Origin of the sequence: Halalkalibacter krulwichiae (assembly GCF_002109385.1) — a bacterium.
Classification (GTDB): domain Bacteria; phylum Bacillota; class Bacilli; order Bacillales; family Bacillaceae_D; genus Halalkalibacter; species Halalkalibacter krulwichiae.
On sequence record NZ_CP020814.1, the window covers coordinates 1,241,239 to 1,262,126 of the forward strand.

15 protein-coding genes and 2 pseudogenes are annotated in these 20,888 nt (G+C 37.5%); 10 read left to right on the forward strand and 7 right to left on the reverse strand.

Going from position 1 to position 20,888, the window contains the following annotated elements; all coding sequences use genetic code 11:
- Positions 1 to 66: 66 nt before the first annotated feature.
- Both guaC and BkAM31D_RS06500 read right to left on the reverse strand, forming a co-directional pair.
- Entirely contained in the window at positions 67 to 1,050 is a 984-nt protein-coding gene (guaC, locus tag BkAM31D_RS06495; protein ID WP_066154408.1) for a GMP reductase, read from the reverse strand.
- Positions 1,051 to 1,420: 370 nt separating this feature from the next.
- Positions 1,421 to 2,347, reverse strand: a complete 927-nt coding sequence (locus tag BkAM31D_RS06500; RefSeq protein ID WP_066154411.1) for a S66 peptidase family protein — start codon at positions 2,345 to 2,347, stop codon at positions 1,421 to 1,423.
- 251 nt (positions 2,348 to 2,598) lie between these two features.
- On the opposite strand from BkAM31D_RS06500, the gene BkAM31D_RS06505 reads away from it, so the two are divergent.
- The 7 genes from BkAM31D_RS06505 (at position 2,599) to BkAM31D_RS06530 (ending at position 10,251) form a co-directional block, all read left to right on the forward strand.
- A complete protein-coding gene (locus BkAM31D_RS06505; RefSeq protein WP_066154414.1) occupies positions 2,599 to 2,988 on the forward strand; it encodes a GntR family transcriptional regulator in 390 nt (129 codons plus the stop codon).
- The gene (locus tag BkAM31D_RS06510) at positions 2,981 to 3,880 is read left to right on the forward strand and encodes an ABC transporter ATP-binding protein (RefSeq protein ID WP_066154417.1); all 900 of its coding nucleotides are present in this window, start codon (positions 2,981 to 2,983) and stop codon (positions 3,878 to 3,880) included. The genes BkAM31D_RS06505 and BkAM31D_RS06510 overlap by 8 nt, the downstream gene beginning before the upstream one ends.
- Positions 3,855 to 5,861, forward strand: a complete 2,007-nt coding sequence (locus BkAM31D_RS06515; protein WP_066154420.1) for a DUF6449 domain-containing protein — start codon at positions 3,855 to 3,857, stop codon at positions 5,859 to 5,861. Before BkAM31D_RS06510 ends, BkAM31D_RS06515 begins: the two co-directional genes overlap by 26 nt.
- A 347-nt stretch (positions 5,862 to 6,208) precedes the next feature.
- Positions 6,209 to 6,373 carry a hypothetical protein gene (locus BkAM31D_RS23480; RefSeq protein ID WP_157076810.1) on the forward strand — a complete coding sequence of 55 codons (165 nt, stop codon included), beginning with the start codon at positions 6,209 to 6,211 and terminating at the stop codon, positions 6,371 to 6,373.
- 29 nt (positions 6,374 to 6,402) lie between these two features.
- Positions 6,403 to 8,445, forward strand: a complete 2,043-nt coding sequence (locus BkAM31D_RS06520) for a CD3337/EF1877 family mobilome membrane protein (RefSeq protein WP_169801108.1) — start codon at positions 6,403 to 6,405, stop codon at positions 8,443 to 8,445.
- 11 nt (positions 8,446 to 8,456) lie between these two features.
- The gene (locus BkAM31D_RS06525; protein ID WP_066154425.1) at positions 8,457 to 9,086 is read left to right on the forward strand and encodes a hypothetical protein; all 630 of its coding nucleotides are present in this window, start codon (positions 8,457 to 8,459) and stop codon (positions 9,084 to 9,086) included.
- A complete protein-coding gene (locus tag BkAM31D_RS06530) occupies positions 9,073 to 10,251 on the forward strand; it encodes a C40 family peptidase (RefSeq protein WP_084372182.1) in 1,179 nt (392 codons plus the stop codon). Before BkAM31D_RS06525 ends, BkAM31D_RS06530 begins: the two co-directional genes overlap by 14 nt.
- A 1,836-nt stretch (positions 10,252 to 12,087) precedes the next feature.
- On the opposite strand, the pseudogene BkAM31D_RS06540 reads toward BkAM31D_RS06530, so the two are convergent.
- From BkAM31D_RS06540 to hxlA, 3 genes and pseudogenes are all read right to left on the reverse strand, one after another.
- Positions 12,088 to 13,075: pseudogene (locus tag BkAM31D_RS06540) on the reverse strand (Gfo/Idh/MocA family protein).
- 358 nt (positions 13,076 to 13,433) lie between these two features.
- Positions 13,434 to 13,991, reverse strand: a complete 558-nt coding sequence (gene hxlB, locus BkAM31D_RS06545) for a 6-phospho-3-hexuloisomerase (RefSeq protein ID WP_066154431.1) — start codon at positions 13,989 to 13,991, stop codon at positions 13,434 to 13,436.
- Between the two features lie 2 nt (positions 13,992 to 13,993).
- Positions 13,994 to 14,632: a 3-hexulose-6-phosphate synthase gene (gene hxlA, locus BkAM31D_RS06550; protein WP_066154434.1), complete on the reverse strand. Its 639-nt coding sequence runs from the start codon at positions 14,630 to 14,632 to the stop codon at positions 13,994 to 13,996.
- 204 nt (positions 14,633 to 14,836) lie between these two features.
- On the opposite strand from hxlA, the gene BkAM31D_RS06555 reads away from it, so the two are divergent.
- On the forward strand, positions 14,837 to 15,202 hold the full coding sequence (locus BkAM31D_RS06555) for a winged helix-turn-helix transcriptional regulator (protein WP_031538335.1): 366 nt from the start codon (positions 14,837 to 14,839) through the stop codon (positions 15,200 to 15,202).
- Between the two features lie 197 nt (positions 15,203 to 15,399).
- Here the strand turns inward: BkAM31D_RS06555 and BkAM31D_RS06560 are convergent, their stop codons facing one another.
- Positions 15,400 to 18,366, reverse strand: coding sequence for a Tn3 family transposase (locus BkAM31D_RS06560; RefSeq protein ID WP_066154437.1), 2,967 nt, complete (start codon positions 18,364 to 18,366; stop codon positions 15,400 to 15,402).
- Positions 18,367 to 18,507: 141 nt separating this feature from the next.
- On the opposite strand from BkAM31D_RS06560, the pseudogene BkAM31D_RS06565 reads away from it, so the two are divergent.
- Positions 18,508 to 19,080 (forward strand): annotated as a pseudogene (locus BkAM31D_RS06565) (recombinase family protein); the annotation flags it as partial.
- A gap of 256 nt (positions 19,081 to 19,336) precedes the next feature.
- Here BkAM31D_RS06565 and BkAM31D_RS06570 read toward each other — a convergent pair.
- Positions 19,337 to 19,789 carry a hypothetical protein gene (locus tag BkAM31D_RS06570; protein WP_000701227.1) on the reverse strand — a complete coding sequence of 151 codons (453 nt, stop codon included), beginning with the start codon at positions 19,787 to 19,789 and terminating at the stop codon, positions 19,337 to 19,339.
- Positions 19,790 to 20,153: 364 nt separating this feature from the next.
- Here BkAM31D_RS06570 and BkAM31D_RS06575 point away from each other — a divergent pair, with 364 nt between their 5' ends.
- Entirely contained in the window at positions 20,154 to 20,852 is a 699-nt protein-coding gene (locus BkAM31D_RS06575) for an N-acetylmuramoyl-L-alanine amidase family protein (RefSeq protein WP_000475617.1), read from the forward strand.
- Positions 20,853 to 20,888 lie beyond the last annotated feature (36 nt).

Sequence of the window (20,888 nt, forward strand, 5' to 3'; positions counted from 1 at the left end):
TATAAGTAGAGGCTTTTTTAAGTTCCAAATAGAGCCCCCTTTCAGTCTGAAAGGGGGCGTAATTAATTAATATACTTTATCACCGTTAAAGATCGAATTTTTCACGACAACGTAGTCTACGTTTCGAATCGAGTCTAATTTCTTTCCGCCAGCGTAAGAAATTGATGATTGAAGGTCTTGCTCCATTTCCACTAATGTATCTTGTAAAGAACCTTTGTGTTGAACGAGCATTTTCTTCCCTTCAACATTTTTCTTCTCACCTTTTTGGAATTCCGAAGCAGATCCGAAGTATTCCTTGAAAAGCTTTCCGTCTTTTTCAACCGTTTCACCTGGAGATTCTTCATGACCCGCGAATAAAGAGCCAATCATAACCATTGAAGCACCAAATCGAATGGACTTAGCAATATCACCATGTGTACGAATACCACCGTCAGCAATAATTGGTTTGCTAGCAGCTTTTGCACACCAACGTAAGGCAGCTAACTGCCAACCGCCAGTTCCAAAACCGGTTTTAATCTTCGTAATACAAACTTTCCCTGGGCCGATTCCAACCTTTGTTGCGTCAGCACCAGCATTTTCTAATTCTCTAACTGCTTCTGGAGTACCGACATTTCCAGCGATGACAAAACTATTTGGTAAATGTTTTTTAATATGTTGAATCATTTCAATAACAGCATTGGAATGGCCATGAGCTATATCGATTGTAATGTAATTAGGACAGAGCTGTTCAGCAACTAGTTGCTCAATGAAATCATATTCTTCAGTTTTAACTCCTACACTGATTGAGGAGAAAAGTCCTTTTGACTGCATATCTTTAATAAAGTTAATTCGTTTTTCTGGTTCAAAACGATGCATTATATAGAAGTAACCATTCTCTGCTAAGAAAATTGCGATTTTTTCATCAATAATTGTTTGCATATTTGCAGGCACTACAGGCAACTTGAATGTATGTCCACCTAGTGTAATGCTCGTATCACACTCAGATCTGCTGTTTACTACACACTTTGCGGGAATCAATTGGATATCTTCGTAATCAAATACATTTTCCATGTTGCACACTCCTAAACACGAATATTGTGTTGGCTCACTTTTCAAATCGTTCGCCCATTTGGTAATATACATGAATTTTATTAGGTTGTCAAAGTTTTTTGAAAAAGATTCATTATTTTCTTAGTAAAATAATGAATTTGATAAAGGTGTTTGCTTGTCCGTCCATTAATACGGTTTCCATTTGTTAGATATAGCATTCGCTGCTTGTACTTGAAAAGAAGGAAGATATTGTAGAAAAGGAGGGGCAAAGAAAAGAGACTAGTGACTGGAGAAGATCAAAAACTGATCCGGTTAAAGTCACTAGTCTTCTATTTATAGCAAACGTAGTTCAGCCTAAAAAGGAGTTTGCTGAATTGATGGACAAGATAAGTCATACAAAAGAGACAGTCGGTTCCACGACAGTTAAGCGGTTCTCGGTTGTATTCAAGTTTACAGTTGCACCAATTGGAATTGTTGCTTTATACAGTCCGTGTCCTGTAGAAAGATTGATCATAAGTGGCTTTCTTAATGGAACTAAAAACTGATTAATCAATTGCTGGTAAGTCGTTCCCCAAGAAACGAGGCAGTTGGTGCACTCTCCCATGATAATCCCAAGACAATCCTGAAATTTTCCTGCCATTTGTAATTGAGCGAGGTACCGATAAATCATCGTGGTAGGGGAGTTTACCTCTTCTAAGAAAAGAATCTTACCCTTCGTGTCGATTTCATAAGGAGTTCCAAGCGTATTTACAAGAGAGGTCATATTTCCGCCAATGATAGGAGCGGTTACATTTCCTGGGACTAAGCTCACTTGTGGGAAGTTTGGTGGATTCTGAATCACTCTCGGTGAAACTCCCGTTGAAGTTGCTTCAAAAAATTGATTGAAATTATAAGTAGGCGTGTCTGGTCGAAAGTCACCAAGCATCAAACTGTGGAACGTAATTAAATCAGAAGATTGATACAAAGTATTTAAAAGGACAGTAATATCACTATAGCCTGATATAATTTTAGGGTTTTGTCTGATGATGTCATAGTCTAAAAAAGGCAGGAGTGTTTGTACACCAGTCCCTCCGCGGGTTGCTAAAATCAATTTAACTTGAGGATTTTGAAACATAGTCATAATATCTTCTGCTCTTTGTGGAGCTGGAGCAGAGACAATCCCATCAAAAGAATACATATAACGACCATACGCGATGTTAAATCCCATATTCATTAACGTTTGGATTCTAGCGTTAATAATATTTGCATCAAGAGGACTTCCTGGAGTAACCAAGCCAATTGTGTCTCCACTTTGTAATGCTGGTGGTTTTATCGCCATAAGCTCCTCCTTTTATCGTCAAAGTTATACCCCGAGTATAGTAATTAATATGAAGGAGAAGAACTTTTATTCGGCAATATTTATAAGACGAGGTCTGAGGATTTGTTTACGGTGCCTGTTGATCTTGTCATGTGAATAATGACAATAACGAATTGATTATTTTTTTAAAAAAGTCTTGCCAACACTGTATTAACCGTATTATTATTTATAGTACAGTTAATACAGTTATTTAGTGTTGAAAGGAGGATTATATGTTTCAATTAGACATCAGAAGTAGAGTCCCAATTTATGAGCAATTAGTGGAAAAGTTAAAAGAACTTATCATTCATGAAGTGTATCAGCCAGACCAACAATTACCTTCTGTACGAGTTCTAGCACAGGAATTAACCGTAAACCCTAATACGATTCAAAAAGCTTACCGTGAACTGGAACATCAAGGATATATTTATTCCATTCCGGGAAAAGGAAAGTTTGTTGCACCACAAGCAACAACGACAAATGAAGAGAAGGTGACAAAGATGAAAGAAGAGTTATTGAAATTATTATCTGAAGCTCTGTATCTTGGCATCGATAAAGAAGAAATACTCGAGCTAATGAAGGTTGCTGAGCAATCAACGAAAGGAGAGAGTGAAGTTGATTAAGGCAAATAATCTTTGTAAAGAATTTGATGGTAGTTTGGCTGTCGATGGAATTACCCTTAGTGTTGAAAAAGGATCCATTTTTGGCTTACTAGGTTCAAATGGTGCTGGGAAAACAACGTTGCTGAAAATGCTCGCCGGTATATACAAGCCTGACACAGGTGAGGTTCGTATAAACAATGAGCCAGTCTTTGAAAATGTACATAGGAAGCAAAAGATGATTTTCTTAGCAGATTCGTTGTTTTTTTACCCGAATACAACTATTCAACAGGCAGCACAGTTTTATCAATCGATGTATTCGTTATGGAGTGAAGAAAGATTTGTTGCTTTACAAAATGTTTTTCAAATTGACCCTAAGAAAAAGATTCACCGTCTCTCAAAAGGGATGCAGCGTCAAGTAGCATTTTGGTTAACGCTTTCCACGATGCCAGATGTTCTAATCTTAGATGAACCATTAGATGGCTTAGATGCTGTTATGCGAAAGAAAATCAAGAACCTCCTGATTCAAGACGTAGCAGAAAGGGAAATGACGATCTTGATCTCCTCTCACAATCTTAGAGAGGTAGAAGATGTTTGTGATAATGTCGGAATCATGCATGATGGAAAAATGATTATTGAGAAAGATTTGGATGATTTAAAATCAGATGTTCATAAAATTCAAGTGGCATTCAAACAAGAGGTACCTCCATCCTTTTTAAAGAAACTGCCTGTTTTATATAAAGAAGTAAGGGGAAGTGTACATCTTTATATTGTCAGAGGAAAAGTCGAGGAGATTACAAATCATGTGCGTGCTTTTAAGCCGGCTATCTTTGATATCCTTCCATTAACGTTAGAGGAAATATTTATATATGAAATGAGGGATGTTGGCTATGAAATTGAAAACATCATTGTTTAATCGCGGACTCTTTACTCAAGACCTGCGAAATGTTGGTTGGGTTAGTGTAGGATATATGCTTTGTTTATTGTTTGCACTTCCTCTTCAGCTTTTGATGCTCTACACAAATCAGGATCCATATCGACAATCACAAGTTCCAGAAAGTTTATTTGCAATCTCAAGTGAATTTCAGATAATGATGACGTTTATTTTTCCAGTACTGTTAGCCATTTTTCTATTTCGTTATATACATGTAAAACTAGCAAGTGATTTTATTCATAGCTTACCTATCACTAGAGGACATCTTCTAAATCAGCATGTTGTAATTGGCATACTTATATTGCTCGCTCCTATTTTAGTAACAGGAGTTAGTTTACTAGTTTTAGGTCAATTTCTCCCTTATACAGAACTTCTGACTTTTGCAACCATATTTCAGTGGGGAGGGGTGATGATTCTTTTTAGCGTATTTGTCTTTTTAGCTGGGGTATTTGTTGCTATGTTTACGGGGATGTCGCTTTTACAAGGTGCGTTTACGTACATTCTGTTTGTTTTTCCTGTTGGAGTGACTGTTTTGTTCCTATCTAATCTCGAATTTTATTTATTTGGTTTCACATCACATTACTATCTCACTCAACAGTTTGAACGAATGATTCCGTTTATCCGGATGACTCAATTAGACCAGCACCCATTAACTTATATAGAAGTAACTTCTTACATTGTGATTAGTCTTTTGTTTTATCTTTGTGCCTTACTCGTTTATAAAAAGAGACAGTCAGAATCGGCAACGCAAGCGATTGCTTTTGAGAAATTACGTCCCATTTTTAAATTTGGTGTAACATTTTGTTCCATGTTAGTTGGGGGAATCTATTTTTCAAGCTATGAAGCGGGACTAGGATGGATTCTATTTGGGTACATTACAGCATCCATTCTTGGTTATATTGTAGCTACAATGATCTTAGAGAAAACATGGAGAGTTTTTGACAAGTGGAAAGGGTATGTTGTCTACGCTGTTATCATTACGATATTAGGTATGTCTTTCCAAATCGATATTTTAGGTTTTGAGAAAAAAGTACCGAATGTCGATGAAGTGCAAGGAGTGTATTTTGGTGACTCGATTTTTTACATCTTGGATCCAGACCCTGTTCAGTCTCATGATTCAATGATGGAACGAGTCAATTATATTGAGGCGAGCTATTACTTTGAAGAGGCAGAGACAATTGAAAACATTGTGAAGTTACATGAACAAATCATCCTAGAGAAAGAACAACTTCAAACAACGGCCGATCGAACCAACTCGGTAGCCATTCGGTATGATATGAAGAACGGGGATCAAATTGTTCGTTATTATCAAATGCCGATTGAACCATACCAAAAACTGTACAGAGCGATTATTGAAACGGAAGAGTATAAGAATAAACAAAACCCTATTTTACAAGTGAAGGATCTATCGAATCTGAATAGGATTACGATCGACTCTTACCGAACAGGTAAGCAAGTGACTATAACGGAACGTGAAGACATAATTGAATTTCATCTATTGTTACAACAAGATGTAGCAGATCAATCAATTGAGGATCTTAACGACGATCGTTATTGGTCATCGGAAATCAAATATGAATTCAAGGAAAATAAGTGGCTTAGTCTAAGTTGGAAAAAGTCATATACACTTATTGAAGATTGGCTTGAGGAAAAAGGAATGATCACTCAAGCTAGACAAACTCCAGAGGATATCAGCTATGCCTATGTAATAAAAAATGAACAAAATAGGGATATGTATGATATGGTCTATTCTTATCATTTAGAGCATAACTTTGCCGGCCAAGATAACGTCATTAAGGTTGAGGACAATAAGCAACTAGAGGAACTACTCAGGCAATCAGGTGGCGACCACCGCGGTGACTATATTATAGGCTATTTTTATAAGCAATCTAGTTATCCAGAGTTTGAAACATTAAAAGAAGGACAGGTACCAGGTTTTATCCTCGAAAAGATAAGTGAATAAATAATAAGAGAACCTAGTCAAAAAAAGACTAGGTTCCTTTAATGATAAGTATATTGAGGAATTATTACGAAAAGAAAATGGTGAATGTTAAAGCCACTAATGTAAACATTCCTGGGTTTTTCAGTTTAGCTGACATGTTCATTCCTCCTAAGGCTGTTTGTTTTGGTAATTTCATCATATCAACTTGTTGTACACATGTATCGCTTCTCGTAAGATTTCATTACAATAAATAAGCTTTTAAAATACTTCTTTAGTTTTAAAGACTGTAATGGATGCATGAAAATAATATTGAAGTAAAAAATACGAGTATAGTGGCAGTTCGTAATAACAAGAAGGTGTTAACTTACATGCAGATTCATAAATTGTTTTTGATTGTTGTATTAGCGAGTGTGCTATCAGCTTGCGGATTAGATGATACAAAAGGTACAAATGAAACAGTAATTGAGGAAGAACAGGCTCCCCCAGACGAGACAACTGATTATAGAAATATCATTGCAGAACTAGAAGAATAATGATCAATATTATATGGGTTTTCTTTGTGATGAATGTGGTTGAACAGGCTTTTACGTTAGACTTCGTTGGAAGTGTGGTTTCAATTATATCTGAATCGGTCCGTTCAATCGCTGGTTTTGATAATGGCTTTCAAGATGGCGGTGTATGGGGAGCTTTAGTGCTTTTCATTTTAGTGTTAGTCGGCACATGGGCCGCTTATGTTGGAATTGTGAAACGAGAATCTTCTAGAGCGTTATCAGGCATTCTTTCATCTTTTGTTATTTTTGTCTGTGCATTGGGTTTTTTCGCTAATGCCGACAGGATATTAACGATGATCAATGATGCGTCAGCTGATTTGCAAAACTCTATTCTTTCCTCAGTTTCCAGTATCGTTTCACCTGGATTAAGCTATTCTCAGGGAGAAGGCATTGCGGCTATGAGAAATCAAATGCATGATATTTTAGTGGAGCGTCCCTATTTATTAATGCAATATGGTACTTCAAGTCGTTCTGATATAGAAGCTACAGGAGAAGGCAGAGTCCATAATCTATTATCTGTTAGTCCATATTCCGAGGAAAGAGAAGAATATGTAAATCGTGAAGTAGAGCAACACGATAATACCATGATGACGGCTGGTGGTCTTGTTGATCGTTTATTGTTTTTACCATTAATAGGTATTTCAAATCTATTAATAGGTGGGATGTTACTCATTATTTCTTGCATGATTATCATGTATCAAATTCTTTTCCTTGTATTAGTATTGTTTGCGCCGGTTCCGTTACTTTTAGGTATGATTCCAAGTATGCAGACGGCAGCTACGAACTGGGTATTAAAAGTTATTCATGCGCAGCTGATGAAAATTGGTATCGCGCTACTATTGACGATTTTATTTACCGTTTCGACTATATTGTATCAAGCAGCTGATGATAGCCAAGTCGGTTACTTGCTTATGATGGTCATTCAAATTCTTTGTTTTGTTGGCATTTGGATGAAGAGAAGAGACCTATTCGGTCTTATTACGCAAGCGAGTGGCGGTGTTATGAGCTCTGAGGGTAATACTGGGCAACAATTGAATCATTACAGAAGGAAAGTACAAAATGCTATGCAGAACCGCTCTATGAGGAACTTATTAGGTCATAAAGGCGGTGCGGTAACTGCAGGAACAAGAGCATATGGATTAAAAAGACGAGCAACCGGTATTAAGGGCCGTATAGAGGCTTTAAAAGAACGACCAGGTGTTGGTGTTTACTCAAAAGATGACTTAGCTGAACGGCGGAAGAAGAAAGAAGAATCTAAGACAAAACGTCATGAAAAGGCTACAAATCAACCATATCAACGTCAAATGGCTGAAGGTCAAGCTATGGCTAAAGAAATGACAGGTCGGGAGTTCGAGAAAAAAGCAGAAGAATTGGGTCTTCAACCTAATCATTTAAAAGGATTAAGTAACAAAGAAAAAAGAGCAGAGGTTGACCGTATGAAAGAGCGGAATGCTGGTCAACAAAAACCGGATGAACGACTTCGGGCTAGTGGTCAAAATGAAATGGCTGCTACTAAGGATTATCAGCGTACCCAATCTGGACTATCAAAAGGTACATTAGCAAAGCGTGATGTAAAAGGGGAAAAGCAAACAGTACTCCCAAAACAAGGTCAGAAGATTGAGCAAGAAGCGCAGACCGAAACGCAACAGGATATACGAACAAAAAATACACAGCATGTAAAAACGAACGAAGTTCAAGATAACTTAGTGAAAGAGGATAGAAAAGCCCACGTTCTTGACCGAAAAGAACGTACGAATACAGAAAGTAAGAAGAATGTGAATTCGGTAGCTAATCGAAATCAAGTCGAAAACACAACAAAGATAGAGAATGAAAATAATAGGATGAATCGCAAAGAAATCGTTTCAACTGAAACAACCTCTGATCGAAAAAGTGTGACAAAACGAGTAGAGAGAAATGAAGATCACAAAGAAGATGTCCTTTCACGAACTTCTAAAAATACAGTTAGTAGATATTCAAATGAGAAAAGGGATAAGCATATTACGCAATGGGAAGCTCAGCAACAAATTAACGAAAGGAACCGTAAAAAAAGATAGGAGGGGAGTAAATGTTTGGATGGAATTTTGAAAATTCAGGCGATCGAAAAAAATTGTTTGTTTTGCTCTTCTCCTTGTTTTCGTTCGGTGCGGTTTCTATTTGGTGGATCACTGGTGCTTTATATGAAAGAGGGAGCAATGAGTCACTTGAAACAACAGCAGAAGAGACTGACCTTGAGTGGGGAGAGGTTTCCAATGGAGATAGCGAAGGTTCAGAAAAAGGTGTCACTTCTTCTGAACCATCTCCCCCAACAGATGAAAAAGACGAAGAAGAAGCAAAACAAGTTGCTCAAGACTTTGCGGAAGCTTTTTACGCTTATGATGAAGTGGATCCGATGGGCCACATTGAGAATAGCAGAGAATTTATGACGGATCCCATGTATTCTCGTGAAAGACGGAATCAAGAGCAATCAAGAAGTACATTGGCGAGAGTGAAAGCTGAAGTAATCGAAACATCTTTAATGGAATCGGCTCATCATAGAGGGACCGGTAATGTTGCATGGGTCGTTATGATTCAAGGTGAAATAACCGATGTTGAAGGAAATAAAAGAGAAGATGAAAGTTGGTATCATGTAGCTTTAACACAGAATGAAGAACGTGGGTGGTTAGTAACGGAGGTGAGGATTGATGAGTCAACATGACTTTAACGATCAAGAACCCCAGGAAAATAAGCCATCTAAAACGAAAGAAGTTGGTAAGCAAGTAGGGAAAATACTTGTCAAAAAAGCTGCTGTTAAGGGTGGAGCTACCACGCTTTTCAATCCTTATGTATTAGGTGGAATTGCCGTTGTATTTCTCGTCCTTTTCATGATGATTGCTCTGTACGCTTTTGTGATTTTTTTCAGTACAAGTCCGGAAGATCAAGGATATGATGGCTATTGGGGAGGGGCTTTGTCTGAAATTGGAGAAAATGAAATCCCAGCTGAATTTATCCCGATTTATCAAGCGGCTGAACAAGAATATGGTGTGCCATGGAATCTTCTAGCAGCCATACACCGAGTAGAAACTGTTTTTTCTACCCTAGATCCGATGCAGTCACCTGTAGGAGCAGAAGGTCACACCCAGTTCATGCCTTGTACGTGGGTAGGGTGGAACCATCCAAGTTGTAGTGGTCTAGGGGCAGGAAATATACCTGATCATGTAAAAACAGATCCGGCCATGATTGAAAAGTATGGAGGATATGGAGTTGATGCGTCTGGGAACGGCATGGCTGATCCATGGGATCTTGAGGATGCGATCTTTTCAGCAGCCAATTATTTAGCAGCGAATGGCGCCGCTACCGGAGATTTTGAAGGAGCCGTGTTTGCTTATAATCGTGCAAGCTGGTATGTCGATGATGTTCTTTCCTATGCTGATCGTTATGTAGATGGATTTGTGGCCCTCGATTTTGATTATCTACCGAGTGGTGTTACAAATGAGCTAGTTCAAGTTGGTACAAAATGGATTGGTAGCTCAACGTATGTGTTTGGTGGTGGGAGAAATCAAAGTGATATAGCCGTTGGACGTTTTGATTGTTCAAGCTTCATTCATTGGGCTTTTAATCAGGTTGGTGTAGAGGTGGGACCGTTACATTCGGTTACGACAGATACGTTAAAACATATGGGACAAAGTGTACCACCTAGCGAAATGAAGCCAGGTGATCTTGTATTTTTTGATACTTATAAGATTGACGGTCATGTTGGGATTTACGCTGGTGATGGTCAGTTTATTGGAGCGCAATCAAGTACAGGAGTAGCTTTTGTAGATATGACTTCTGGATATTGGGCGAATGTCTTTAACGGTCGTGTTCAGAGGTTTGGTTCATAAAAGAAGAAGCTTGGGTTAAAGCTTCTTCTTTTTTAGCTAAAGCTAATAGTTAAAAAGGAAAAAGATGTTTAAAAATTCCAATCATGTTACTCATGGTACTCTTTTAAAGGGCCAGATTGTTTAACAAGGCATTTGGGTGTAAATGCAAAAACGTAGATGGTTTTGCGAAAAGATACTTAGTAAGGGAAATAAGTAAATAGCAATACGGAAGAAGAGGTCATTATAATTACTGCGTAGTAGACGGATACTGTGCAGCAAACTATTAGGATTAAATTATATATTTGTAATTCAAAAGCATGAACTCAAAAAGGGTTTTCGCCATTAATATGTTTGAAGAGGTATTCCCATTTTTTATGAAAAAATAAGAACAATATCCGTTATTTTTGGTATTATTGTGAAGATCTATGAGATTGTGAATAAATTCACTTAAACTAACGAAGCAGGTGTGCGGCCGAGCCTAGGTCGTATCATATAGCGGGTGGGATTCCCGTCGAGTAAGAACTAGCCATTCACTCGTAGCGAGTCTTGGAGGACTAAAGGTAACTTTAGTCTTTAAGCGTAGACAGTTAGGTAGCGGGCCGAAAGCCAAATGGTTGAAGGGATTGAGCCCCATAATGTTAGTAAATCGAGAGGGCTGATGTCTTACCTGCGATAGAAAGCAACATTTCATTCTTTGTAAATGGCAAGAGGAATGAAACCTCTCTGGGGTCAGAGACCTTGGCACGTTACACATTGATATGATACGGCAACTCGGGAGACCCTATCAGTCTTTTCTTAAATAGAAGAGTATGGTGTACAAGCGATAATAAGCAAGGAAACCAAATGCTGGTTAGGGAGTCGGATAGCAGCGTAGTACCAATGAAGTTGGGTAATGCCGATGGAGGAAAGGCTGCTACCTTATTACCACCCTTGCTAGGGAAACATTTACTACACGCAGAGGTAGACCTACACTCAGAGGTAGGACGATTAAATGGAAACAAAACTAGTAAGGATAGCAGGAATTGCAAGTTATTTTTGTGAATGGTAACTAGGAGGAGCCGTGTGCGTGAGTAGCGCAAGCACGGTTCTGTGAGGGGGAGAACACAATCAACCGAAAGGTGGAGAGGTTCTCTTCTACTCGACTAATGGTGCGAAATGTTTCTAGCGTAAATGGAGGATGGTCACATCACTCTGGTAAAGGCTAGACAGTTCCTTCTGGGAACTGAAGGATTATATCGAAGAGTCAAATGATAGAGTAACGTCTTGAAGGGCTCTCTCTTAGTCGATTAGCACTGAAATTAGTAAGAGTCGCAGTGTTATAAGCTCGGCAAAAAGGCGTGAGAATTTACCGTAACAGTGATTATGGCTGACGAAATCCTACCCGCGGGGGTGGTGTAAATCATGATGCTTGAGTTGATTGAATATGGTGAGGATGCTTAATATGGGGTACGACCGAGGTACTTGTAAAAAAGGGTCATAGCATGGATTTTTTTTACATTTACAACCCTTTTTACTCTGTAGGGTAGGGTGGGGTCAGAAAAGTGCGGTTGTTGGTAGGATCCTAATAGGGGTAGTGTCATTGTCGCTACTCCTATTAAGGAATACTTAAACTAAATCACAAATTAATAAGAAGAAACACATCTTAAAAAATGAGCATTGAACCTTTGCATAATAAGCAAAAGTCCTTTAAAATTTGTTAGCCGGGTAGAAAATGCTATAATGCTCTTATAAAAAAGAATGGATGCAAAATAGTTTAGGTAAGTTCTAAAACGATTTCTTTTATTCTTCGACAAACAGGCCAGATTCGTAATTTCTCAAGAGAATAATACAAGTCGCTGTAGGGGTTTTTGTGTTTTTTCACTTATGATCACTTTGATATACAAGACCTATTTCATCTCTCACTTTATCCAACACTTGTATCGTGGTGTATGAATTTTTATATGAGTTAGTATCAGACTCTGTTTTTCCTCGGTTGATTAATTCAATAAATTCTTTCACTTCGTAATACATAGCTGGATGAGATTGGTCGACTGTTAATTGTTCAACCGTGCCGTCAGTGTAGTGAATTTCTACTTTTTCAGCCGTATGAATCTTATCAATCATGATACTTCCTTTTTCGCCTTGAATTTCGCTTGGTAAATAAGAGTTCGTTATTTTGGAATACATCACAATCGCATCTTTATCATCATATTTTAAGATGACGCTACCTTCACCATCCACACCCGAATCAAGCATAATGCCAGTTGCCTTCACTTCTTTTGGTTCACCAAATAATGTAATAAGTGGATACAAACAATAGACACCAAGGTCCATTAATGAACCGTTCGCAAACTCTGGATTGAAGGCATTAAGGACAATTCCTTCTTTGTATTTATCATAACGAGATGAATACTGACAATAGCTTGCAAAGTATCTACGGATAGGACCAATTTTATGTAAATTATCTTGAATGACCTTGAAGTTTGGAAGTAAGGTTGATTTCATTGCTTCCATTAATAGGGCGTTATGATCTTTTGCGGCTTGAATCATCCTCGCTACTTCGGTTGCATTAACAGCCAGTGGCTTTTCACATAACACATGTTTGCCATTTTGCAAAAATAAAATAGCTTGTTCTGCGTGATATGAATTGGGAGTAGCCAATGTACACCGCGTCAATTTCTTGACTAACTGCCATTTCTTTTAGGTTTGTAAATATTTTTGTTACTCCATATTTACTTGCAAATTCTTCTGCTCTACTAATCGTGCGAGAATAAACAGCAGTTAGTTTAAAATCTTCTACATCATTTGCTGCTTCAAGTAATCTTTCTGTAATCCAATTAGTACCGATTACGCCGAATTGAACCATTTATTCAACCTCATTCCTTTGTTTTATAAAACGAAGAGTTTTGTTTACTACACTTATGAAGCGTTTTTCATCGCCAATAGGATTTTATTTTCCCATAAAAAAACTTATATAGACATGGGGCCTACCAGTGAAATATTGGTGATAACCCAAATAGGGCTCATACTGTGAGTGATGGCTAAATTCTTGGCTGTGCCCCACCCAATAATGATCTCTGATCCGGCCATAGAAGGGACTGAATCAGAGGCTATTTTTTCTTTCCTGTATGGACTGTGTTATTTGTAATATGCAGTAAAGACCGCAATTCATAAAAGAAATAAATGCGGTCTTTACGATGTTTCCATATTTTTTAAAGTGTACTCTATTCGAGATTGGCATGTTTGCCGTACATTTTAGTAGAGTCTAAGCCTTTTTTTTCCATAAAACGCAAGATCAATGCATCATAAAATAATAACATCGTTTGCTCAAAAAGTGACCCCATTGGTTGTATGGTCTTATATTCACTTTCAGATTGATCTTTCGGTGATCCAGGCAATTTAATGATAATATCAGCTAATTTTCCAATCGTGGAGTCAGGGGAAATCGTTACAGCTGCGACCGTCCCACCTAAACTTTTTGCTTTTTCAGCGATTGAAACCAAGGTTTTCGTTTCACCTGAACCTGAACCGATGATCAACAAATCATCTTTTTCTAAATTTGCTGTTACAGTTTCACCGATTACATAAGCATCGATCCCCATGTGCATCATTCTCATCACGAAAGATTTGCCCATAAATCCAGATCTGCCCGCACCTGCAACAAAGATTTTTTTGGATTCCAGAATCTTATTAACCAACTTCTCTGCTTCTTCGTCAGAGATTAAGTCGACTGTCCGACTTAATTCTTGAACGACTTCAGCTAAATATTGAGTAGTTTTCATAGTTATAATGAACCTTGTTTAATCAATTCTTGCATTTTAGCTGCAACTGCTTTTTTATCGTCTTTGCTTGTGATACCGCCACCTACGATGACAAGATCTGGTTGTACTTTAATCACATCTGGAAGTGTTTCTAATTTGATTCCGCCTGCAATAGCAGTTTTCGCATTTTTTACAACGCTCTTAATGGTTGCAAGGTCTTCGAAAGAATTTTTTCCTACAGCTTGAAGGTCATAACCTGTGTGAACGCAGATATAATCTACTCCTAGTTCATCCAGTTCTTTCGCACGACCTTCAATGTCTTTAACTGCGATCATATCAGCAAGGATTTGTTTACCTTGTTTTTTTGCTTCTTCTACAGCACCTTTAATGGACTCGTCTTCAGCTGTACCAAGAATGGTGATGATGTCAGCGCCTGCTGCAGATGCTTGGCTAACTTCATATCCAGCTGCATCCATGATTTTAAGGTCAGCTAATACAGTTAAGTTAGGGAAGGCAGCTTTCACTTCCTTTACTGCTTTAAGGCCTTCATTAATCACAACCGGCGTGCCGATTTCTACAACATCTATATGATTTTCTACTTCTTTCACCAATTCAATGGCTCCTGGAATATCTACAAGATCTAATGCTAATTGTAATTTCATTTATTACTCGCTCCTTATATAATAGTATAATTGTGCCGTATAGCTTTCTTTTGCACAGTGTTATTGTATCCAATTGATAGCTATTTACTAACGGTATGATACTCAGTATACTGGGTATGTTACTAAATTAAAAGTATGCACTTTTTTATCATATAGTAACAAAAAGTATACTATGGGACATAATAAGGGTTGGAGGTGAAATGAATGCCGAATCTTGGGGAAAAAGTGTTTAATTGTGAAAAAGAATTGACTCTTTCGATTATTGGTGGAAAATGGAAAATGTTGGTATTGTGGCATCTAGGAAAAGAAGGAACCAAACGTTTTGGTGAACTAAAGGCCCTCATGCCGGGTATCACTCAAAGAATGCTTGTTAATCAATTGCGCGAACTTGAAGACCATTTGATTGTTCATCGTGAAGTCTATCCTGTCGTTCCACCAAAAGTTGAATACTCACTCACTGAGTATGGAAGAAGTCTGATGCCTATTCTGGATGCTATGTATGACTGGGGTAAAGATTATATTGAAAATGTATTGGAAAAAGAAACAGAAAACAAATCGTCTATTCAGTAGAAAAAAGAGTTTCTCCTAGAGGTTCGAAAAAGTGTAAAAAAGTTCATATACTAACAAACCACGGTTAGCTATCTTAATAAAGATGCTGTCCGTGTTTTTTTATATCTCTACGTATTTAAAAGGTGGGGTACAGTCAGGAAAATGCGGATTTACAACGCTAAGCCCATTTCCCCGACTATTCCCCAGTTTTAACAACGTTAAGAAAGTTTCAAGGGTCTTAAAGAATCTAACGAGACCATTTTCTCCGAATTAAAATGGTATTCTCCAAGTAAATTAATATGTTCCCAACCTAGAGGTGACATATGGTGCAATAATTCTTCATTAAAACTACCTGACCGTTTTTGATATTCAACTGCCTTTGTTAGATGTAAAGTATTCCAGATACTGATGGCATTAATGATTATATTTAAGGCACTGGCCCTTTGCAATTGATGCTGTATGGTTCGTTCCCTAAGCTCACCTTGTTTTCCAAAGAAAATAGCCCTTGCCAATCCATTCATGGCTTCTCCTTTATTCAATCCTCGTTGTATTTTTCTTCTTAATGATTCATCCGATATATAATTCAAAATAAAGATCGTTTTTTCTATTCGGCCCATCTCACGTAAGGCGGTAGCTAAGCTGTTTTGTCTTGAATAGGAACCTAGTTTCCCCATAATAAGGGATGCTGAAACTGTTCCTTCCCTTATAGAATGAGCTAATCGCAAAACATCTTCATAATTTTCTTTAATGACCTTTGTATTTATTTGTCCACGTAAAATGGCTTCTAATTTTGGATATTCGCTTGCTTTATCTATTGTAAATAATTTTGAATCTGATAAATCTCTTATTCTTGGAGCAAATTTAAATCCTAATAAATGAGTCAATCCGAAAATTTGGTCTGTGTAACCGGCTGTATCTGTATAATGCTCTTCTATGTTTAAATCCGTCTCATGGTGCAACAAACCATCCAAAACATGAATCGCATCCCTTGAATTAGTATGAATGATCTTTGTGTAGTAAGAAGAAAATTGATCACTAGTGAAACGGTAGATGGTGGCTCCTTTCCCCGTTCCATAATGTGGATTTGCATCTGCATGTAGTGATGAAACTCCTAGCTGCATTCTCATACCATCTGACGAGGATGTTGTGCCGTCTCCCCAATAAGAAGACAATTGTAGCTTGTGATGAAAATTTACTAATACAGCTTGGGCTTTATTCATTGCGTCTTCATACATGCGCCATTGAGACACATTGGCTAGTTGCTTATATGTAAGCCCGGGTGTTGCTTGAGCCATTTTGCTCAAGCCAATATTCATTCCCATTCCTAAAAGAGCAGCCATAATAATGATTGTTTCTTCTTTATCTGGTTTTCGTTTGTTAGAAGCATGTGTAAATTGCTCATGAAATCCTGTTATATGGGCAACATCCATAAGTAAATCGGTTAATTTTATTCTTGGTAGCATCTGATACAGGCTTGCACTAAATTTCTTTGCTTCTTCTGGAACATCTTTTTCTAATCGTGAAATCGACAGCTTTCCTTTTTCAAGAGAAACTCCATCTAACTTGTTGGAATTACCAGCTAACCAATGTAACCTCCCATTAAGGCTGCTAGTTCTCTCTGTAATATAATCCTTGAATGATAAACTAACCGATAATCTTGTATTCTCCTTCGTTTGATTCCATGTATCTTCGGAAAACAAATATTCCTCAAAATCTCTATATTGTCTACTGCCCACAATAGAAACATCACCAGCCCGAATATGCTCCCGAAGTTCTGTTAAAACAGCCATTTCATAGTAATGCCGATTGATTGTTGTACCATCATCCTCGTATAAATGCTTTTTCCACCGTTTTGAAATAAAATCCAAAGGTGAGTTATCAGGTACTTTTCGCTTCCCAGATTCGTTCATTCCTCGTATAATCTCTACAGCTTGTAAAAGTGGCTCATTCGCCTTTGTGGAATGAAATTCCAATACCCTTAATAGGGTTGGCGTATATTTTCTAAGAGAATAAAATCGTTTTTGCAGTAAGTCTAAATAGTCATAGTCGGCAGGACGTGCAAGCTCTTGAGCTTCTTCCACTGAAGAAACAAAAGAATTCCATTCAATAACCGATTCTAAAACCTCAAAAACGTCTAGTTTTTCCCGTTTTGCTTTGATTAAAGCTTGTCCGATGTTCGTATAGTGTATAACCTTCTCATTCAGCTTTTTCCCGTTTTGTTTCTGAATTTCTTCTTGAGCCTTACGGCCTTTTGATAACAGACTGAGTATTTGTCTGTCATGAATTTCAAAGGCTTTATCCGTTAAATCCTGAGTAAGGTGTAATAAATAGACGGTTAAAATCGAGTATCGTTTATTTTCTTGAAAGTCACGGAACGCATAAGGCTCATATCTTGAACCTAAGCGGGATAGCTGTAACAAGCGATTGCGATGCAAATGATTAATTTGTACCGTTTCTAATTCCATACCTCGTATGTATTCGAGTCGTTCTATTACTTTTAGAAATGTTTCGGATGAAGGATGACCCGGTGGTTCCTTTAACCAACCCAATATCGTTTTATTGGAATCGGATGAATGTTGCGAAGTAATGATTTCTTCAAGCTTTTCTTTTTGCTCACTTGTTAGAGATTGACTAACTGTATTAAACAGCTTCTTTTCAGCCATTTCTCTCGCCTCCCACACTATTCTTTCAAGTGTAGTGATAGCAGGCAGTATGATTTTGTTTTTTCTTAGAAAATCTATGCATTCATGCAGTAGATGAATGGCATCACCATTTTCCAAAGCTAATTGATGAAGGTGCTTAAATGTCATTCGATATTCACTCAAGGTAAAAGTTACAAAGTCGTATTCACTTCGAATTTCTTTCAAATGATCCCAAAGTGTATTTTCCCTTTGAGGATAATAGCTAAGCGAGGATGGACTAGCACTGATTTGTTTCGATATATATTGTATAACCGAATCTGGGATGCTTTTAATATGAGTGTATGGCCAACCGGGATACCGAAGAATAGCTAATTGAACGGAAAACCCTAAACGGTTTTCTTCCCTCCTTCTCTTATTAATGATTTCTAAATCACGTTTGGAAAAGGTGAAGTAGGTCCCCAATATCCATTCATCTTCAGGAATTTGCATAAAAGCCTGTCTCTGTTCCGGTGTAAGCAATTCTCTACCTCTAGCAATTTTCATTCAGTATCAGCCCATTTCTGTATTTTTCAATTTATTAGCTCAATTATATATCAATAGAGTGTACTCTATTGATACAAGTAGACTGATAAAATCATAGTTAAGAGTGTCTCATAAGACTTGTCTCAAAAACGAGGTGAAATTTTGCAGAAAATCGGTTATGTACGCGTCAGTTCGACTAGCCAAAATCCTTCAAGACAATTTCGGCAATTGAACGAAATTGGAATGGATATTATTTATGAAGAAAAAACTTCAGGAGCCACAAAAGATCGTGAACAACTTCAAAAAATGTTAGAGGATTTACAGGAAGGTGACATTATTTATGTTACAGATTTAACTCGGATCACTCGAAGTACGCAAGATTTATTTGAATTGATTGATTTAATACGAAATAAAAAGGCAAGCTTAAAATCACTTAAGGATACATGGCTAGATTTATCAGAAGATAATCCATATAGCCAATTCTTAATTACGGTAATGGCTGGCGTTAACCAATTAGAGCGAGACTTTATTCGTATGCGTCAGCGTGAAGGAATTGAGCTCGCAAAGAAAGAAGGGAAGTTTAAAGGACGGTTAAAGAAATATCATAAAAATCACGCAGGAATGAATTATGCAGTAAAGCTATATAAAGAAGGAAATATGACTGTAAATCAAATTTGTGAAATTACAAATGTATCTAGAGCTTCTTTATATAGAAAGCTATCGGAAGGAAAAAATAAGCATTCATTACTTATATTAAAAATTTCCGGGGATTGTGAAACAACGTACCTAACCAAGCAGGCTATTTCTATAAGGAAGTATCAATATTTGTTTATCTAACTAGGCACGATCATCAAAGGGTTCCGAGTACATTTTAACGGAGATATACGCTAAACTCAGATTTAAAGCAAGGCTGTATTTTCCGAGAACACTTTATAAAAAACAACCTTAGTCAATCACAAACGAAGGTTGTTTTTATAAAGTCATGGTCTAATTAAAACAATTGCTGTCCCAAGAGCATACTTGAGACTGAAAAGGCACCAGCAGGTGGTAAAACATTAGTATATATGGGAGGTCCCAAACGGGGTGTAAAGGTTGTAGCAATCCAATTTCCATATTCACCAGCCAGCAAAGAGGGAGGTTTCATTATAAACCGTCCACTTAAAACGAAATGCCGAATGCTTATAGCGGTCTCATCAAATATTGTCAAGTTGCCAAAAAAGGAGGCATATGGTGAATCGAAACTTATTTGTTTAGCGCTTTCGTCCCAATACCCATTAATCGGAATAGGTATACCACGAAAATTAACTGTACCTACTACTTTGTTGTCTACAATGGAATCAATGGTAAGTATACCTCTAATAATGGATCTCCCCGCAATAGAAGCATCAATCCCCCATACGGATGGAAAGGGGATACTAACTTTGGCTGTCTTTGGAATTTTCAAAATTAACCTCTCCTTGATTATTTTATGTATGGATTGAGTTGTATTTAATCATAATCCTGTAGTAATGATACAGTATATGCACAGAGAATCACTTAGGTGTTTTGTTAAGAAAGAAGCATCAATAATCAATCAGCCTACTGTCTAGATGAACAAGAGTTTGCCTGACCCACGAAAAATATGGAACATTAATTCCTGCTGCTCATACATATGGTCTCGCATTTGGAAAATTTCTTAGATTTAAAATAAATCATCTGATTCAATGAAATGTAATGCCTATCATCACCTATTTTTATATGTACCTCAGACGAATTCCTATACCTCCGTTACTCTTCGATCATATTGTATTTGTACGAGGTGGTGTAAAATGTTTAAATTATATTTAGATCCTGGTCACGGGGGAGTGGACCCAGGAGCTATTGGCAATGGGATGCAGGAAAAAGAAATTACCTTAAATATTTCCCATAGCATCCGAAATCTCTTGGAAAACCATTATGAAGGCCTGCAAATTAAAATGAGTAGAACAGCAGATATTACGCGCAGCTTGAAAGAACGTACAGATGATGCGAATGCTTGGGGTGCAGATTATTTTCTATCCATCCACGTTAATGCATTTAACGGTTCAGCTCATGGGTATGAAGATTATATTCATAACAGTTTGTCTGATTCATCGAGAACAGCGTTAATTCGGGACATTATGCATGAAGAAATTGTCAAAGTAAATAACTTGCATAACCGTGGTAAAAAAAAGGCCGATTTCCATGTACTGCGAGAAACCAGAATGCCCGCTTTATTAACGGAGAACGGATTTATTGATCATGCAAGCGATGCCCAAAAATTAAGAGACCCGAATTGGCGGCAAGCGGTTGCCCAAGGGCATGTTAATGGGTTAGCACGCGCGTTTAATTTGAAGAGAAAATCGACTAATCTGAAAAGCAATATGGCTATTAAACGTGTAATTGTTGACGGTGTGCAAGTAGGTGCTTACGCAGAAGAAGAAAATGTGTTGAGAACTGTAAAACGCAACCTGAGAACAGCACAAAGGATTATTATTGAAAATGTGTAGTTTCGTTGGGAAAACGGTTGCTTGACTGCGAGCACG

Coding starts and splice junctions, on each gene's coding strand:
- hxlB (WP_066154431.1), bottom strand. CDS start 13,991: ATGAAAACTACTCAATATTTAGCTGAAGTCGTTCAAGAATTAAGTCGG.
- hxlA (WP_066154434.1), bottom strand. CDS start 14,632: ATGAAATTACAATTAGCATTAGATCTTGTAGATATTCCAGGAGCCATT.
- BkAM31D_RS06515 (WP_066154420.1), top strand. CDS start 3,855: ATGAAATTGAAAACATCATTGTTTAATCGCGGACTCTTTACTCAAGAC.
- BkAM31D_RS06575 (WP_000475617.1), top strand. CDS start 20,154: ATGTTTAAATTATATTTAGATCCTGGTCACGGGGGAGTGGACCCAGGA.
- guaC (WP_066154408.1), bottom strand. CDS start 1,050: ATGGAAAATGTATTTGATTACGAAGATATCCAATTGATTCCCGCAAAG.
- BkAM31D_RS06530 (WP_084372182.1), top strand. CDS start 9,073: ATGAGTCAACATGACTTTAACGATCAAGAACCCCAGGAAAATAAGCCA.
- BkAM31D_RS06505 (WP_066154414.1), top strand. CDS start 2,599: ATGTTTCAATTAGACATCAGAAGTAGAGTCCCAATTTATGAGCAATTA.
- BkAM31D_RS06555 (WP_031538335.1), top strand. CDS start 14,837: ATGCCGAATCTTGGGGAAAAAGTGTTTAATTGTGAAAAAGAATTGACT.
- BkAM31D_RS23480 (WP_157076810.1), top strand. CDS start 6,209: ATGCAGATTCATAAATTGTTTTTGATTGTTGTATTAGCGAGTGTGCTA.
- BkAM31D_RS06525 (WP_066154425.1), top strand. CDS start 8,457: ATGTTTGGATGGAATTTTGAAAATTCAGGCGATCGAAAAAAATTGTTT.
- BkAM31D_RS06520 (WP_169801108.1), top strand. CDS start 6,403: ATGAATGTGGTTGAACAGGCTTTTACGTTAGACTTCGTTGGAAGTGTG.
- BkAM31D_RS06560 (WP_066154437.1), bottom strand. CDS start 18,366: ATGAAAATTGCTAGAGGTAGAGAATTGCTTACACCGGAACAGAGACAG.
- BkAM31D_RS06500 (WP_066154411.1), bottom strand. CDS start 2,347: ATGGCGATAAAACCACCAGCATTACAAAGTGGAGACACAATTGGCTTG.